The 15,130-nt window shown below is 73.0% G+C and carries 15 protein-coding genes; 7 read left to right on the top strand and 8 right to left on the bottom strand.

The window, feature by feature from the left end:
* Nucleotides 1-387: 387 nt before the first annotated feature.
* From ACFWTC_RS15205 to ACFWTC_RS15175, 7 genes are all read right to left on the bottom strand, one after another.
* A complete protein-coding gene (locus ACFWTC_RS15205) occupies nt 388-591 on the bottom strand; it encodes a cold-shock protein (RefSeq protein WP_030011983.1) in 204 nt (67 codons plus the stop codon).
* A 318-nt stretch (nt 592-909) separates the two neighbouring features.
* Nucleotides 910-1,173 carry a MerR family transcriptional regulator gene (locus tag ACFWTC_RS15200; RefSeq protein ID WP_383928550.1) on the bottom strand — a complete coding sequence of 88 codons (264 nt, stop codon included), beginning with the start codon at nt 1,171-1,173 and terminating at the stop codon, nt 910-912.
* 189 nt (nt 1,174-1,362) lie between these two features.
* Nucleotides 1,363-2,793, bottom strand: coding sequence for a serine hydrolase domain-containing protein (locus ACFWTC_RS15195; RefSeq protein WP_383928465.1), 1,431 nt, complete (start codon nt 2,791-2,793; stop codon nt 1,363-1,365).
* Nucleotides 2,794-3,003: 210 nt separating this feature from the next.
* On the bottom strand, nt 3,004-3,480 hold the full coding sequence (locus ACFWTC_RS15190) for a hypothetical protein (protein ID WP_384027450.1): 477 nt from the start codon (nt 3,478-3,480) through the stop codon (nt 3,004-3,006).
* Nucleotides 3,477-3,962 (bottom strand): helix-turn-helix transcriptional regulator, encoded by a 486-nt coding sequence (locus ACFWTC_RS15185; protein WP_384027452.1) that lies wholly within the window; start codon nt 3,960-3,962, stop codon nt 3,477-3,479. Before ACFWTC_RS15185 ends, ACFWTC_RS15190 begins: the two co-directional genes overlap by 4 nt.
* Before the next feature lie 62 nt (nt 3,963-4,024).
* A complete protein-coding gene (locus ACFWTC_RS15180; RefSeq protein ID WP_383928473.1) occupies nt 4,025-4,435 on the bottom strand; it encodes a VOC family protein in 411 nt (136 codons plus the stop codon).
* A gap of 54 nt (nt 4,436-4,489) precedes the next feature.
* Complete coding sequence (locus ACFWTC_RS15175) at nt 4,490-5,128, bottom strand: TetR/AcrR family transcriptional regulator (RefSeq protein WP_384027454.1); 639 nt, start codon at nt 5,126-5,128, stop codon at nt 4,490-4,492.
* A gap of 130 nt (nt 5,129-5,258) precedes the next feature.
* Between ACFWTC_RS15175 and ACFWTC_RS15170 the strand changes: the two genes are divergently transcribed.
* The 7 genes from ACFWTC_RS15170 to metC all read left to right on the top strand — a co-directional run bounded on the left by ACFWTC_RS15170 (nt 5,259) and on the right by metC (nt 14,086).
* Nucleotides 5,259-6,209, top strand: a complete 951-nt coding sequence (locus ACFWTC_RS15170; RefSeq protein ID WP_384027456.1) for an alpha/beta fold hydrolase — start codon at nt 5,259-5,261, stop codon at nt 6,207-6,209.
* 472 nt (nt 6,210-6,681) lie between these two features.
* The gene (locus tag ACFWTC_RS15165; RefSeq protein ID WP_383928481.1) at nt 6,682-7,905 is read left to right on the top strand and encodes an ATP-grasp domain-containing protein; all 1,224 of its coding nucleotides are present in this window, start codon (nt 6,682-6,684) and stop codon (nt 7,903-7,905) included.
* A 204-nt stretch (nt 7,906-8,109) separates the two neighbouring features.
* Entirely contained in the window at nt 8,110-9,306 is a 1,197-nt protein-coding gene (locus tag ACFWTC_RS15160) for a radical SAM protein (RefSeq protein ID WP_384027458.1), read from the top strand.
* Between the two features lie 22 nt (nt 9,307-9,328).
* Entirely contained in the window at nt 9,329-10,597 is a 1,269-nt protein-coding gene (locus ACFWTC_RS15155; protein ID WP_383928487.1) for an acetyl-CoA carboxylase biotin carboxylase subunit family protein, read from the top strand.
* A complete protein-coding gene (locus ACFWTC_RS15150) occupies nt 10,594-11,538 on the top strand; it encodes a sulfurtransferase (protein WP_383928490.1) in 945 nt (314 codons plus the stop codon). Before ACFWTC_RS15155 ends, ACFWTC_RS15150 begins: the two co-directional genes overlap by 4 nt.
* Nucleotides 11,535-12,833 (top strand): MFS transporter, encoded by a 1,299-nt coding sequence (locus tag ACFWTC_RS15145; protein WP_384027460.1) that lies wholly within the window; start codon nt 11,535-11,537, stop codon nt 12,831-12,833. Before ACFWTC_RS15150 ends, ACFWTC_RS15145 begins: the two co-directional genes overlap by 4 nt.
* Nucleotides 12,830-14,086 (top strand): cystathionine beta-lyase, encoded by a 1,257-nt coding sequence (gene metC / locus ACFWTC_RS15140; RefSeq protein WP_383928496.1) that lies wholly within the window; start codon nt 12,830-12,832, stop codon nt 14,084-14,086. Before ACFWTC_RS15145 ends, metC begins: the two co-directional genes overlap by 4 nt.
* 37 nt (nt 14,087-14,123) lie before the next feature.
* Here metC and ACFWTC_RS15135 read toward each other — a convergent pair whose 3' ends face one another.
* Nucleotides 14,124-15,011, bottom strand: a complete 888-nt coding sequence (locus ACFWTC_RS15135; protein WP_384027462.1) for a class I SAM-dependent methyltransferase — start codon at nt 15,009-15,011, stop codon at nt 14,124-14,126.
* Nucleotides 15,012-15,130 lie beyond the last annotated feature (119 nt).

Here is a 15,130-nt window from a genome sequence, read left to right as displayed (position 1 = left end):
ATTCGTGCGAATGGTGCGGTTCATGCAGAACCTTCCTCGATGCGGCACGTATCGAGGAATCCCGAAGGGAGATTCGCGAGAACGAGCCGAATGAAAAGCGGGGCAGAGCCGTGCCGCGGAGAGCGTGCCGGTCTGCGTGGAGTGCGTGCCGCGCTGCGCACCGCGATGCCGGGTGACCGGCGGACGGTGTGCGGGGCAGGGGGCCGGGGCGGCGCGTGGTGGACGCTGCCGCACGGCCGGACGAAGAGGCGGGCCGGCTGCCGGGGGCGCGCCGTCACCCGCCGCCCGTGCGGGCGGTCGGAACCGACGGGGCACGGGGAGGGGAAATGCAACGAGCTGGGGCCCGCACCCCAAGGTGCGGGCCCCAGCTGCGTGTACGCGTCAGCGTCAGGCGGGAACGATGTTCTCGGCCTGCGGGCCCTTCTGGCCCTGCGTGACGTCGAAGGTAACCTTCTGGCCTTCCTGAAGCTCACGGAAGCCAGAGGAGGCGATGTTCGAGTAGTGAGCGAAGACGTCAGCGCCGCCGCCCTCCTGCTCGATGAAGCCGAAGCCCTTTTCCGCGTTGAACCACTTCACGGTGCCAGATGCCATATGAATTCTCCTTTGGGGCAATGCCCGGAATCGCACTGTGCGATTGCCGGAGTCGCCGCGATGATTGACCCGACCGGAGATAACACCGGCTAAAGAAAAAGTGCGCCCGCCGGAGAAAACGCCGGTGAGAGCACTTGTAAGTTTTTGGGAACCACAACTGCAACTGAGATCACAGTAGCACAGGGGGGTCGGGCAAGCAGGAAGCTTTGGCCTCCCCGGCCGGTCGGGTCGGGGAATGTTTCGGGGGCTCCTTCGAAATTCTGCATCTGCAAGAACAGATATCCGTTGCCCAAAGTCATATAAACGACGTCGCCTGGCTCAGGAAGCCCCGGGGCGCCGGTGCACCTGCTCGTTCAGCCGGAGGGCCTCCTCCAGCTGGTCCTCCAGCACGATGATCCGGCAGGCCGCGTCCACGGGCGTACCGCCGTCGACCAGCTCCCTGGCCCGTGCCGCGATGCGCAACTGGTAGCGGGAGTAACGGCGGTGGCCGCCGGAGGAGCGGAGCGGGGTGATGAGGCGGGCCTCGCCGATGGAGCGGAGGAAGGCGGGGGTGGTGCCGAGCATCTCCGCCGCCCGGCCCATCGTGTAGGCGGGGTAGTCGTCGTCGTCGAGGCTGCCGGCGATCGGGGACTTCTCAGAGGTCACACGAGAGACGCTAACCCCGATGTGCAGGCATGTCTACTCTGACCATGACAGCTTTTCTCCCGGAGGCGCGCGCGGAGTTCTCGCCCGACTGCATTGCTTTTCTCCGCCGGAAGGCCCCGAATTCCGCTACGAGGTGGGCGCGGGGGCGGGTCCGGTGGGGAGGGAGAGGCCGGCGTAGACCTGGTTGAGGACGGTGGGCAGCAGGGCCTGGGCCGTGGTGCGTCCGTCGGGCGACAGGGTCAGGTTCGTCCAGATGACGAGGGTCACGTCGTTGCCCGGGTCGTGGCCGATGAACGAGTTGAAGCCGGGGAGTTCACCGCCGTGGTAGTACATCGCGGCGTCGGGGGTGAAGCGCTGGTAGGCGATGCCGTACCCGTACTTCTGGCCGTCGGGCGCGGCCGGGTCCTCGGCCTGTGGGCTGGCGAGCCACTGCTTCTGGGACCGCGCGTCCAGGACCTCGCCCGTCACCAGGGCCCGGATCCACGCGGCCATGTCGTCGGCGGTGGACACGCCGTTGCCGGCGCCGAAGGCGTAGGAGGGGTTCTGGCGGGTGTAGTCCACGGGCGCGAGCCTCCCCGACCGGGCTTCGGCCCGCATGGCGGCGGGGTAGGGCTGGTCCACCAAGGCGTAGGCCGTTCCGCCGTACATGTAGCCGTGGGAGTACGGGGCGGGCAGGGACAGCTCGTCGGGGGCGGGCAGCGACGTCCCCTTCAGCCCGAGCGGGGTGAACAGCCGGTCCTGGAACTGGCGGGCGAGGGAGCTGCCGCCCGCCTTTTCGGCGATCAGGCCCAGCAGCACGTAATTGGTGTTGCTGTACTCGTAGGAGGCGTCGGGCGCGAAGTTCGGCGGGTGCCGGAACGCGATGTCCAGCATCTGGCGCGGCGTCACGGCCTTCCCGGGATCGGCGTCCAACGCGGCCGCGAGTTCGGGGGCGTTGGTGTAGTTGTAGAGCCCGCTGCGCATCTTCAGCAGCTGGGCGACGGTGATGCGGTCGCCGTCCGGCACGCCGTCGACGTACGCGGACACCGGGTCGCTCAGCCCCAGCCGGCCGTCCTGGGCGAGGAGGGCGACGAGGGCTGCCGTCATGGTCTTGGTGTTGGAGGCGATCCGGAAGTGGTCGGCGGTGGTGGGCCGTTGGGACGTGCCGCGCTCGGTGGTGCCGGTGAGCGCCCGGAAGGTTCCCTGCGGCGTACGGAGCAGCACCACCGTGCCCGGCACCATGAGCTGCTCCGCCGCCTTCTCGACGGCGGACTGGAACGCGGCCGGATCGACGGGCTTGAGCGCCGACGGTGTCGGGGCGGGTGTCGGGGCGGGTACGGAGGTGCCCGCCGTCGTCTCCGCCGTTGCCGTCGTCGCTGTTACCGCGGTCGCGGCCGGCGGGTCGGGGGACGCCGCGGCGGCCGCCCCGGGGGGCAGGGCGCAGACCGTGATCAGCAGCGCCGCGCACGCGGCTGGCAGGGCCGCGCGCCGGGCGGCGCGGGAGGCCCCGGTGCGGGCGCCCGGACGCCGGGGCGCGCGCTCCGGGGTCGGTGCGTCGTCGGCTCGGGGATCTCTCATGCCCGCATCACAGCCCTCGTGCTCGGCGGCCCGGCGCCGCGGCCGGGGGCGAAGCGGCGGGCCGGAGCTACCACAACGGATCAAACCAGCCTATTTCACATCTTTCGTTCCTGCGAGGGTGCTCCGGCGGGGTGTGCGGTCCGGCGAGGTGGGCGGTCCGGCGGGGTGCGCTCCCGCCGGACCGGCGCGGCCCTTGTTGCCCCCTCCGCCTCAGCCCACCGCCTTCGCGATGAGCGCGCCGATCCGCTCCTCGTCGGCGGCGGTGAGCTCCGTGAGGGCGTAGGCGGTCGGCCACAGGGTGCCCTCGTCGAGCCGCGCCAGGTCGCTGAAGCCGAGCGTGGCGTACCTCGTCTTGAACTTCTGCGCCCCCTGGAAGAAGCACACGACCTTGCCGTTGTCGGCGTACGCGGGCATCCCGTACCAGAGCTTCGGGGAGAGGCCCGGCGCGCTCGCTTTGACGATGCCGTGGAGGCGTTCGGCGAGGGCGCGGTCCGCCTCCGGCATCTCGGCGATCTTCGCGAGCACCTCTCCCTCCCCGTCGGCCTTGGCCGCGCGCGGGCCGCGGCGCGCGGCGGTCTTCAGCTCCTTGGCGCGTTCCTTCATCGCGCCGCGCTCCTCCTCGGTGAAGCCGTCGTACGGTTCGCCGGCCGCGCCGGTGCGCTCGGCGGACGCCCTCTTGTTCGTCATCGCTGGCTTCCCTTCGGAACGGGGGTGGGGGTCGGTCCGGGCGGGGGCGCGTCCGTCGCCAGTGCCTCCCGGTTCCTGACCGGTCGGGTCACCTGCTTCGCCACGCACGAGGGGATCCCCTCCACCCCGTCCGCCGCCTGGCGCCGGTAGACGCTGGGCGGCATGCCGACGAGCTCGGTGAAGCGGGTGCTGAAGGTGCCCAGCGACGAGCAGCCGACCTCGAAGCAGACCTCGGTGACGCTGAGGTCGCCGCGGCGCAGCAGCGCCATCGCGCGCTCGATGCGCCGCGTCATGAGGTAGGAGTACGGGGACTCGCCGTAGGCCTGGCGGAACTGCCGGCTGAGGTGTCCGGCCGACATGTTCGCGCCGCGGGCGAGCGCCTCGACGTCCAGCGGCTGCGCGTACTCCCGGTCGATCCGGTCGCGTACGCGGCGCAGCCGCGCGAGGTCGCTCAGGCGCTGCGCCGCGGTCAGTGCGCTCATCCACGCAGGATGGCACATGGGGGAACTCCTCCGGTGGTGTACGGCGGTGGCCGCGGGACGGCTCAGCGGAGCTCTTGGATGCGGATCAGGTTGCCCGCGGGGTCGCGGAACGCGCAGTCGCGGATGCCGTACGGCTGCTCGGTCGGCTCCTGGACGACCTCGGCGTCGGCGGCCTGGACCTTCTCGAAGGTCGCGTCGAGGTCCGGGGTGGCCAGCAGGATCCAGCCGTACGTGCCCTTGGCCATCATCTCGGTGATGGTCCGGCGCTCGTCGTCGGTGATCCCGGGGTCGGCGGCCGGCGGCGCGAGGAGGATGGACGTGCCGGGCTGTCCGGCGGGGCCGACGGTGATCCAGCGCATCGTGCCCTGTCCGACGTCGCTGCGTACCTCGAAGCCGAGGGCGTCGCGGTAGAACGCGACGGAGGCGTCCGGCTCGTCGTGCGGGAGGAAGGTCGCGTGAATGGTGAGGTCCATGGCCATCACGCTAGTCCCGCCCGGTGGGGGGTGCTTCTCGATTCCTGACCGGTCTCAGGCCGGAGGCGGACGGTGGCCGGGGGCGTCCGGCCCGGGCGTGAAGATGCGGTCCAGGTGGTGGCGCAGGACGGCGACGGCCGACTCCGGTCCCCGCTGGCCGACGAGGATGCTGGTGCCCATGGTCGCGGCCATGGCGAGCAGGCTGATCGCCTCCGTCCGCGCGTCGGCGCCGGGGTCGGCCAGGCCTGAGGCCTGGGCGCTTTCGAGGAGGCCGGTCAGGGCGTTCTCGGCGGCGTCCGGGTTGTCGATGAAGGGCTGGGCGGCGAGCGCCTCGTCGGTCACGGACAGGATCGAGTAGGAGCTGTAGAGCAGGTGGAAGGTGCGGCTCTCCTCGTCGGTCGGCAGGGAGGCCAGCAGCAGCGCCTCGATCGTCGCGCGCGGGCCCGGGTCCGGACCGGCGGCGGCGAGGCGGGCGCCCACCCGGGCGGTGAAGCGGTCGGTCAGGTGCTGGAGCCCGTAGAAGAGCAGCTTCTCCTTGCTCTGGAAGTAGTACTGCACGAGGCGCAGGGACACCCCGGCCTCCGCCGCGACGTCGCGCATGCCGACGGCGTGCAGCCCGCGCCGTCCGGCGACGCGGATGAGCGCTTCGGCGATCTGGGTGCGCCGTTCCTCGTGGTCCACGCGCTTGGGCATCCGTGGGTCTCCGGCCGTGGGTGGGGCGTGGGGTCAGCGCCCGGTTCGGTCCGGACCTTTTCATGGTACCGCCGTATCAACACCGTGGTACGGTCGTATCACGAAAAGCGAATCCTCCCCGAGGTGGCCCGTGACCGAGAACACGACCCGAGCGCGCCGCGACATCGGCCGCTACGTCAACGACACCCTGCGCGACCGCTACTTCGCCGCCTGCGACGCGCTCTACGCGATGGGCGCGCCCATCCGCTCCGAGACGGACGTCGAGACCAGCTTCGGCACCACGCACGTCTACCGGTACGGCCCCGCGGACCCCGCCGCCGAGTCCCGTACGCCGGTCGTCCTGATCCACGGCTCCGGCGGCTGCTCCGCCCAGTGGTACCCCAACACCCGCGCGCTCAGCGCCGATCGGCCCGTCTACGCCCTGGACACCCCCGGCGACCCCGGGCGCAGCGTGCAGCGCGAACCGATGTGGCAGCCCGAGCGCGCCGCCCAGTGGCTCGACGAGGCCCTCGACGCCCTCGGCCTCGACCGGGTCCACCTCGTCGGCTCCTCCTACGGCGGCTGGCTCGTCATCAACCAGGTGCACCGCCGCCCCGGCCGGCTGGCCTCCGTCACGGCCCTCGACCCCGGCGGCCTGGAGAAGGTCGGCCTGCGCTTCTTCGTGTGGATCTTCGCCAGCCTGTTCGCGACCTACGCCCCCAAGTCGCTGCGCCCGCGCCTCGCCGCCTGGCTGGAACAGCCGGTCCTCGTGGTTCCGGAGCTCCGCGCGATGATCCAGGCGAGCGTCCGCGCCTTCCGGATCCGGCGGCCGGCCCCGCTGCCGCTGTCCAACGCGGAACTGGGCTCCATCCGGACGCCGTTCTACCTGATCATGGGCAAGCGCAGCCTGCTCGTGCACCCGAAGCGGCAGCTGGAGCGGGTACCGCGGCTGGTCCCCGGGGCCCGCGCCGAGATCGTCGCGGCCACCGGCCACGGCCCGCAGATCGACCACCCCGACCTCGTCAACGCGCGGATGCTGAGCTTCATGGAGGACATCGACTCCCTCGACCCGGCCCCGGCCGGCGGCGCCGTCGACGCGTGACGCACGGCCCCGCGCGGGGCCGCCGCCGACGTCGGGCGGGGGCCGTCCCGGCGTCGGGCGGGTGGCCGAAGGGGGCATCCCGGGCGCTTCGGTCCCGGCGGTCGCGCGCGGGCCAGACCACGACCGGTCGGATTTCGCCGTACGCGCCCTGGGCCGCCGCTTTGGCCGAAACCCCGCTACTGGCCGGTAGTCCGGTCTGCGGTTTTGTGAACGGAGCGTGTCGCGGCATTCGTCAGATTGGCCGGAACGACGCGGCAAGGCTTGCCTTCGTACCGCTCGGGTGCGGGTGGTCTCCCGGCCGGCGGATTCCTTGAGCCCGCCTGGAGATCATGGGCCCGATGCAGGTCAGAGCCGGTTTCCTGGTAGAACTCCGGCTGTTTGTGAAGCTATTGACAGTCGCCGATCGCCCTTGCGATGTTTTGCTCGCCGCGCTGCTCGAACGAGTGGTCGGTGAGGGGGACGGGGAGGGAAAGTGGGCGCAGTGGGGGCGGTCGACGGACCACGGGGAGAGCGCCGGCGGGGTGCGGAGAGCGCGACGATCCTCGTGGTCGTCGGCGCCAATCCGACCGTCGCCTGGGAGGCGGCGACCCTGCCCGCCGAGGTGGTCCACGTACAGCTGCCCGGCGCGCCCGCCCTCGGTCCCGAGGACCGCGTCCTCACCACCGACTTCCTGGACCCGGTCGCCTTCCGCGCGTTCACCGACGAGGTCCTGCGGCCCCTGGCTCCGGCCGCCGTCGTCTCCCTCACCGAACTCGGCCTGGAGCCGGCCGCGCTGGCCGCCCGCCGGCTCGGCGTCGGCGGCGTCGATCCGGCCGTCGTACGGGCCACCCGCGACAAGCTGGAGATGCGGCGCATCCTGGAGCGCCGGGCCCCGCACCTGAACCCGGCCTTCGCGGCGGGCGACGACCCGGAGGCGGTGGCGCGCCTGTTCGCCGCCTACGGCCGGGCGGTGGCCAAGCCCGTCGACGGCGTCGGCAGCACCGCCATCGCCCTGGTGGAGGGCGTGGACGCCCTCCCCGCAGACCGCCGTACGGCGGCGACCCTGCTCGAACAGTTTGCCGAGGGACGCGAGTTCAGCGTCGAGGCGCTCTCGGCCGGGGGCCGGCACGCCGTCCTCGGCATCGCCGAGAAGGGCACCACGGACGGGTTCGTCGAGGTCAGCCACATGATGCCGCCGCCCTCCCTGGAGCCGCGCCGGCAGGAGCTCGTGGCCCGAGCGGTCGGCGAGCTGCTCGACGCCATCGGCCTCACCGACGGGCCCAGCCACACCGAGGTCATGGTCGACGGGGACAAGATCGTCGTGATCGAGACCCACACCCGGCTCGGCGGCGACGGCATCGCCGACCTGGTCCGCCTCACCACCGGCGTCGAATGGCGGCGCGCCGCCCTCGGCTGGGCGGTCGGCGCGGGCGTCGGCCGGGGCCCCGTCGCCGCGGCCGCGGCCGCCACCGTCTTCCTCACCGCCCCGCCGGGACGGGTCACGGCCGTCGCGCCGCCGCCCGCCCTCGCCCACGGGCACGTACACGCCTGGGACCTCTCCGTCCTCCCCGGCGACACGGTCCATCCGCTGCGCTCCTCGTCGGACCGCCTCGGCATGGCCGTCCTCACGGCGGCCGACACCGACGCCTGCGCGGCGGCCGTCGCGGAACTGATCGCCCACCCGGTGGTCACGACCGCCCCCGGTCCGGCCCTCTGACGGCCCCGGGCCGGACCGCCCCGGCCCGGCCCGCTCCGCCTCCAGGCACCCGCACCGCTGCGCTCCGCACCGCACGTACCGCTCCGCACCGCACTGCTCGTACCGCTCGCGTTCTCTTCGACGACACACTCACCGCACGGGGGACACATGTCTGTTCAGAACGACCCTATTTCTTACGATTTCCACGGTGATGCTCCCTTCTCGATGCCCTTCAAGGACATCAAGCCCGAGGAGATCCACATCTACCTCGACCTCGACACCAAGGTCGGGAAGAACACCTGCGGCCAGAAGTGCACCCACTGTTGGTTCGTCAACTACGAGAAGGTCTACGACAAGTCCTTCGCCATGGAGGAGGGCCCCCGGATCCTGGAGGGCCTCCAGTCGCACGGCTACCACGTCTACCCCCGCTACGTGGACAGCTTCGCCTACGACGGCGAGTTCATGCGGATCTACGGACCGGCCAACAACCGCGAGTTCCGGCAGGAGTCCGACCACAAGCCCACCGAGACGATGGAGAAGGGCGACGCCTGGACCAGCGGCCGCCCGCTGCTCGCCGACAACTGGACCGAGCTGCTCGACCTGGCGTCGAAGAACGGCTACGGCACCATCTCGATCACCTACCACGGCGTGATCGACGAGAACCTCCAGGTCACCGACCACAAGACGTACCCCATCAAGGGCGTCTTCTCCGGCGCGGACACCGAGGAGGTGCTGCGCCGCATCGCCGAGTACAACCAGGGCGTCGACCCCGAGGACGCCTTCCGCGTCAACATCGGCGTCACCGTCGGCCGCCACAACCACGGACGCACCTCCCTGGAGCGCTACGCCCGCTACTTCAACAAGCTGGGCGTGGCCACCGTCCGGTTCAACAACTTCACCGACCACGGCGGCCGCCACCCCGAACTGCGCCTCTCCCGCGAGGAGACCGAGCAGGCGTACCGCGACTTCAAGTGGATCCACGAGTCGGTCCCGCTCGGCTTCCAGCTCGGTGTCAGCGAGGACTTCGGCACCTTCGGCATCAAGGCCATGGGCTTCCCGGCCCACGTCGGCTGGTGCCGGGCCGGCCGCCAGCTGTTCGCCGCCATCCCGGCACAGGAGGAGGTCCTCTCCGACGGACCCGAGGGCCGTCGCGAGAAGATCGGCGACGTCGTCGGCTGCGTCAACACCTTCGAGCCGCACCTGGGGATCCTGGTCCGCACGGTCACCGCCGGCGAGACGGGCGAGCGCCACACGTACGACGTGGAGTTCGACCACGACGAGATCGAGGCGTTCACCGCCAAGCGGCTCTCCGGCACGTACAAGGACGGCTGCTTCGCCACCGAGCTGTCCGAGGAGCTCGGCCTGATCTCCCGCGTCCCCGAGCGGCGCCGCCTGCCGCTCCTCGTCGACTCCCAGTCCTGACCCCGAGAGGAAGCCCGCCGCGATGCGCCACGTCCTCGTCTTCGCCAAGACGCCCTACGCCAAGACCCCGTACGACCAGTGGCTGGCCGGTTCGGGGATCGTCCCGGTCATCGTGACCGCGACCGAGTACGCGGCGGGCTACTCCCACCTCCCGCACGTGCACGCCTTCCCCGCGTACGACACGAACCAGCTGGTCGAGAAGACCGCGCTGCGCCTGGCCCGCGAGTTCGCGGTCGAGGCGGTCTTCGCCCGCGCCGAGGCCGACGTCGTACGGGCCGCCCAGCTGCGCGAGCTGCTCGGCCTGCCGGGCCAGCACACCGCGAGCGCGGTCGCCTTCCGCGACAAGGTGGTCATGAAGGACCACCTCGCGGGCGGCCCCGTCGAGGTGCCCGCCTACCGGCGGCTCGACTCGGCGTACACGGCCCTCGCCTTCGTCGCCGAACACGGCTATCCGGTCGTGGTCAAGCCGGTGTCGGAGTCGGGCTCGCTGGGCGCGGCGATCATCCGCGACGAGGCGGACCTGGACGCCTACCTGGCCAGCCCGTGGCGGGGCACCAGCGAGATCGAGGCGTTCGTCCCCGGCCAGATGTACCACGTGGACGGGCTGGTGGCGGGCGGCGAAGTCGTCTTCGTCCACCCCTTCCGCTACCTCAACGACTGCCTGTCCTTCCGGGACGACGACTGGGTGGCCAACCTCCCGCTCACCCCGCAGGACCCCTCGTACGACCGGCTGGTCAAGGGGGCGCGGGCGGTGCTCGCCGAGCTCCCGACCCCGCCGCAGACCGCCTTCCACGCCGAGTTCTGGATCACGCCCGACGACCGGCTGGTGTTCTGCGAGATCGCCAGCCGCACCGGCGGCGGCATGATCAGCGCGATGGTCCGGCACGCGTTCGGGATCGACCTGGACAAGGAGTGGCTGTACGCGGAGTGCGGCCTGCCGTCCACCCCCGGCGTCCCGGCGTACCGGCCGGCCGGGGCGCTGTGCATCCCGCCGCGGAACGGGGTGCTGGAGCGGCTGCCGGCGGACGGGAGCGGCCCGGGTGGCGGGGCGGACGCCGGTGCCGGGGTCGATCCCGGCGCCGAACTGCCGGACTGCGTACGGGAGGTGACGCTGACCGGGGCGCCCGGCCAGGAGTTCCACGGCGGGGTGAAGTCCGGGCTGTTCCTGGCCGGCTACGTGGTCGACGGGGACACGGAGGAGGATGTGGCAGCCAATCTCGAACGCGTGGCGGGCTGGTTCTCCGACAACACCCGGTGGCGGCCCGCCGATTCCTCCGGAGGTACCGCATGAGCGCGACGACACCCCACGACACCGCCGCCGCCGGGACGGCCGGCCCGTTCACCGGCCCGCTCGTCGGGGCCGAGTGGCTGGCCGCACGGCTGGGGGAGGGCGTGGTCCTCTTCGACGCCTCCGTCGGCGCCCTCCGGGGCGCCGCCGCGCGGATTCCCGGGGCCCGGCCCTTCGACCTGGACGGCGAGCTGTCGGACCACACCTCGGCGGTGCCGCACACCATGCCCGGCGCGGGGGCGTTCACCGAGGCCCTGCGCGCGCTCGGCCTGCACGACACCGACACGGTCGTCGTCTACGACGCGCAGGGCGTCTACTCCAGCGCCCGCGCCTGGTGGATGCTGCGCGCCATGGGCTTCGACCGGGTCGCCGTCCTCGACGGCGGCCTGCCCGCCTGGACCGCCGCCGGCCACCCGGTCGAGGCGGTGCCCGCGGCGTACGGCGGCCCGCGCGGCAGTTTCACCGCCCGGCCCCGGCCGGGCCTGGTCGTGGACGCCGACACCGTCGCTGCCGCCCTCGCCGACCCGGCCGCCGCCGTCCTCGACGCGCGGACCGGCGGGCGGTACGCGGGCACCGCGCCCGAGCCGCGCCAGGGCCTGCGCGGCGGGCACATGCCGGGGGCCGCCAGCCTCCCGTTCGGGGAGCTCCAGCGGGACGGCGGCCTGATGCGGCCGGTGCCGGAGCTGCGTACGGCGTTCGAGGCGGCGGCCGGGGAGCGCGAGCAGCTGTACTTCAGCTGCGGCTCCGGGGTCACCGCCTGCGTCCTGGCGCTCGGGGCGACGCTGGCCGGCTACCGCGACCTCGCCGTGTACGACGGCTCGTGGAGCGAGTGGGGCCTGCCCTCGGACCGTCCGGTGGTCACCGGCGGGGCCGTCGGCGGACCCGCCGTCGAGCCGGGCGTCGAGCAGGGCGGCGGGGTCACGGGCGGGGGCGGCTCGCCGTGACCGCGGGACGGCGCGGTGCCGGGCTCACCGCGAAGTGGCGGATCTTCACCGGCCTGCCCGCCGGCCTCAAGGCCCTGATCGGCCTGTCCTTCGTCGTCGCCCTCGGCAGCTACATGGTCACCCCGTTCATCGGGGTGCTCATGGTCGAGGCCGTCGGGATGGACATCCGGGTCGCCGGGGTCCTGGTGGCCGTGGCCACCTTCATCCAGTTCGGCGGCAGCATCCTCGGCGGCGCGGTCGTGAACCGGCTCGGGCTCAAGCGGACCATGGTGGGCGCGCTCGCCCTGCGCACGGCCGGGCTGGTGCTGCTCGGGGTGGCCGTGAAGGAGCCCTGGGTCGCGTACCCGGCCGTCGTCCTCGTCGCGGGCGGTCCGGCGCTGTACCTCCCGGCGAACAAGGCGTACATCGTCACCAGCGTCTCCGACGACCTGCGCCCGCTCTTCCTCGGGGTGAGCAGCGCCGCCCTGAACGCGGGCATGGGGCTCGGTCCGCTGCTCGCCGCGCTGCTGATCGACGCCGACCCGGTCGTGCTGCTCATCGGCCTCGCCTGCCTCTTCGCGCTCATCACCGCGGCCCACCAGGCCGCCCTGAAGCCGCTCGCGCGCCGGCCGGCGGTGGTCCCGGCGGCCGGCCCGGGCCCGGCTGCGGCCGGCGCCGGGGGGCCGACCGGGAAGCGGGCGGCGCTGCGCGGCGCGCTGCGTCCGGTCCTCTTCACCGGTCTCGCCTTCTACCTCTACTTCTTCTTCCAGAGCTTCATGGGCCTGTACGCGGTTGGCATCTCCCACATCCAGGTCCTGGGCTGGGTGATGCTGCTCAACTGCGCCATGGTGGTGCTGCTCCAGCCGGTGCTCGCCGACCGCATCGCGCGCGCCGACTACCGCCTGCTGGTGGTCGGCTCGTTCGTCCTGATGGGCCTCGGTACGGTGGCGATGGCCTTCGGCGGCACCCCCGCCCTGCTGGTCGGCACGGCCCTCTTCACCCTCGGCGAGGTGTTCCTCTTCCTGCGCTGCGACCTGGAACTCGTCGACCGGGTGCCGGACGTTCCGGCCTTCGCCTTCGGCGTGCAGCGGCTGACCGCGGGCATCGGCGGGCTCCTGGCGGGCGTCGTCGGCGGGTTCGTCTTCGCCCACTACCAGGCGGCCGGCAACCTGGGCGCGTTCTGGCTGGTGGTGGCCGCGCAGTGCGCGGGCGCGGCCCTGCTCGCCCTGCTGCTGGGCGGCGGCCGCCGCCGGTCCGCCGCCCCCGAACCGGCGCTGCCCGAAACGGCGTCGGCCGAACCGGCGGTGGCCCGGTGAACGAGCCCGCCCCGGCGCGGGAGGCGGTCGGCGACCCCGCTCCCGCGCGGGAGGCGGTGCACGCGTCCGCCCCGTCGCGGGAGACGCGGTTCGTGCACGCCGCCTCCGATCCGCGCCGTCAGGGCGGGTACGTCAACCCGCCCGTGCACCGCGCCTCCACCGTCCTCTACCAGGACACCGCCGAGATGGACGCCTCCCAGGCGGACCCGCTCAAGCGCGGCCCCCAGGTCTACGGCCGCTTCGGGACCCCCACCGGCCGCGCCTTCGAGGAGGCGCTGACCGAGCTGGAGGGCGGCCACGCGGCGGTCGCGACGTGCTCCGGCCTCGCGGCGATCACCACGGCGATCCTCGCGTACGTCCGGTCCGGCGACCACATCCTCGTCAGCGACTCGGTCTACCTGCCGACCCGGAAGTTCTGCGACTCGCTCGCGGTGCTGGGCGTGGAGACCGAGTACTACGACCCGGCCGCGGGCGGCGCCGCGATCGAGGGGCTGATGCGCCCCGCGACCCGGCTGCTGTACCTGGAGTCCCCGGGCTCCACCACCTTCGAGGTGCAGGACGTACCGGCGCTCACCGCCGTCTGCCGGGCCCGGGGGGTGGCCACCGTCGCGGACAACACCTGGGCCACGCCGGCCTTCTGCCGCCCGATGGCGCTGGGCGCGGGCGTGGACGCGGTGGTGCACTCCGCGACGAAGTACCTGACGGGCCACGCGGACAGCATCCTCGGCGCGATCGTCTGCACGGAGGAGAGCTACCCGGTCATCCGCGGCGCGGCGATCCGGCTCGGCCAGTGCGCGAGCGCCGACGACGTGTACCTCGGCCTGCGCGGGCTGCGCACCCTCGGCGTACGGATGGGCTGGCACCAGGACCAGGGGCTGGAGCTGGCCCGCTGGACCGCCAAGCAGGAGGGTGTGGCGGCCGTCCTGCACCCGGGGCTGCCCGAGGACCCCGGCCACGACCTGTGGCGCCGCGACTTCACCGGAGCGGCCGGGCTGTTCGGGGTGGAACTGGAGCCTCGCTTCGGCAAACCGGCCGTGGACGCGCTGCTCGACCGGCTGCGGGTGTTCGGCCTGGGCCACAGCTACGGCGGCTACGAGAGCCTGATCGTGCCGGCCGACCCGGTCTCCCACCGCCTGCCGGGCACCTGGGCGGGCCGCGGCCCGCTGATCCGGGTGCACGTCGGCTTCGAGGGCCTGGACGATCTGAAACAGGACCTGACGGCGGGCTTCGAAGCCCTGCTGGGCCCGCGCTAGCCGGGCACGCGGCCGCACCCGTGCCCGTGCCCGCGGGTCAGGGGCGGCGGGCGCACCACACGGTGCGTTCGGTGCGGACCGCGAGGTCGTCGCGGCGCAGGAGGCTGCCGGGGCCGCCGGTGTCGAGGAGCCGGTCGAGGGAGGCGAGGTCCTCGGCGGCCAGGGCGGGTGCGGCGGTGGCGCGCAGGCGCTCCAGACCGCTGAGGGCGTAGCGGCCGACCGCCTCGCTGCGCGAGCCGTCGACGTGCACGGTGAGGGTGCGTTCGTCCTCGACGGTGAACCCGGCGGCGGCCAGCCTCGGTCCCCAGTCGGCGCCGCGGTGCGGCAGGTGCGCGGCGTGGTGGTGTGCGAGCGCGGCGTGGCAGCGCTCCTCCAGGCCGGGCCTGTCCTCGGGGGCGTCGGCGGGCAGGAAGCGGGGGAAGCCGGCCAGCTCGACGACGGCGAACAGGCCGCCGGGCGCGAGCAGTCCGTGGACCGCGCGCAGGGTGCGGTCGGGCTCCGCCATGTGGTGCAGCGAGGCCGACGCCCACACCAGCTCGGGACGGCCGAGGCCGGGGCGGACGAGGTCGGGCCAGTCCGCGTCGAGATCGGCCCGTACGGTGTGCACCCGGTCGGTCAGGCCGAGCTCCAGGGCCCGCTCCCGCAGCCGGTGCAGATGGGGGGCGGACGCGTCGACGGCGGTCACCTCGGCTTCGGGGAAGCGGGCGAGCAGGGCGAAGGTGCCGGTGCCGGTACCGCATCCCAGGTCCACGAGGTGACGGGGGGCGGTCGGGACGGGCAGCCGTGCGGTGATGTCGGCGGTGTGCCCGGCGAGCACTTCCGCGTCGAGGTCGAGGATCTCGGCCTGGTCGTCGGAGCCGGGGGCGTGCCGGGGGGCGGGGTGCGCGCCCTCGTGGGGCGCGTGGGCAGAGGCGTGGTGGGTCATGTCGGCCACGCTAGGAGGGCCGTGCTGTTTCGGCACCATGCTTCCCGGACTGCGCAAGAAGACGGCCGGTTCCGCTGCCGACCGCGCAAGGCCGCCGTCCGCTGTGCCGCGGGTGCCGC

The sequence above is a fragment of the Streptomyces sp. NPDC058619 genome (assembly GCF_042717785.1).
Taxonomy (GTDB): Bacteria; Actinomycetota; Actinomycetes; order Streptomycetales; family Streptomycetaceae; genus Streptomyces.
Note: the sequence above shows the minus strand (reverse complement) of the source record. Positions and strands in the feature narration are given on the sequence as shown.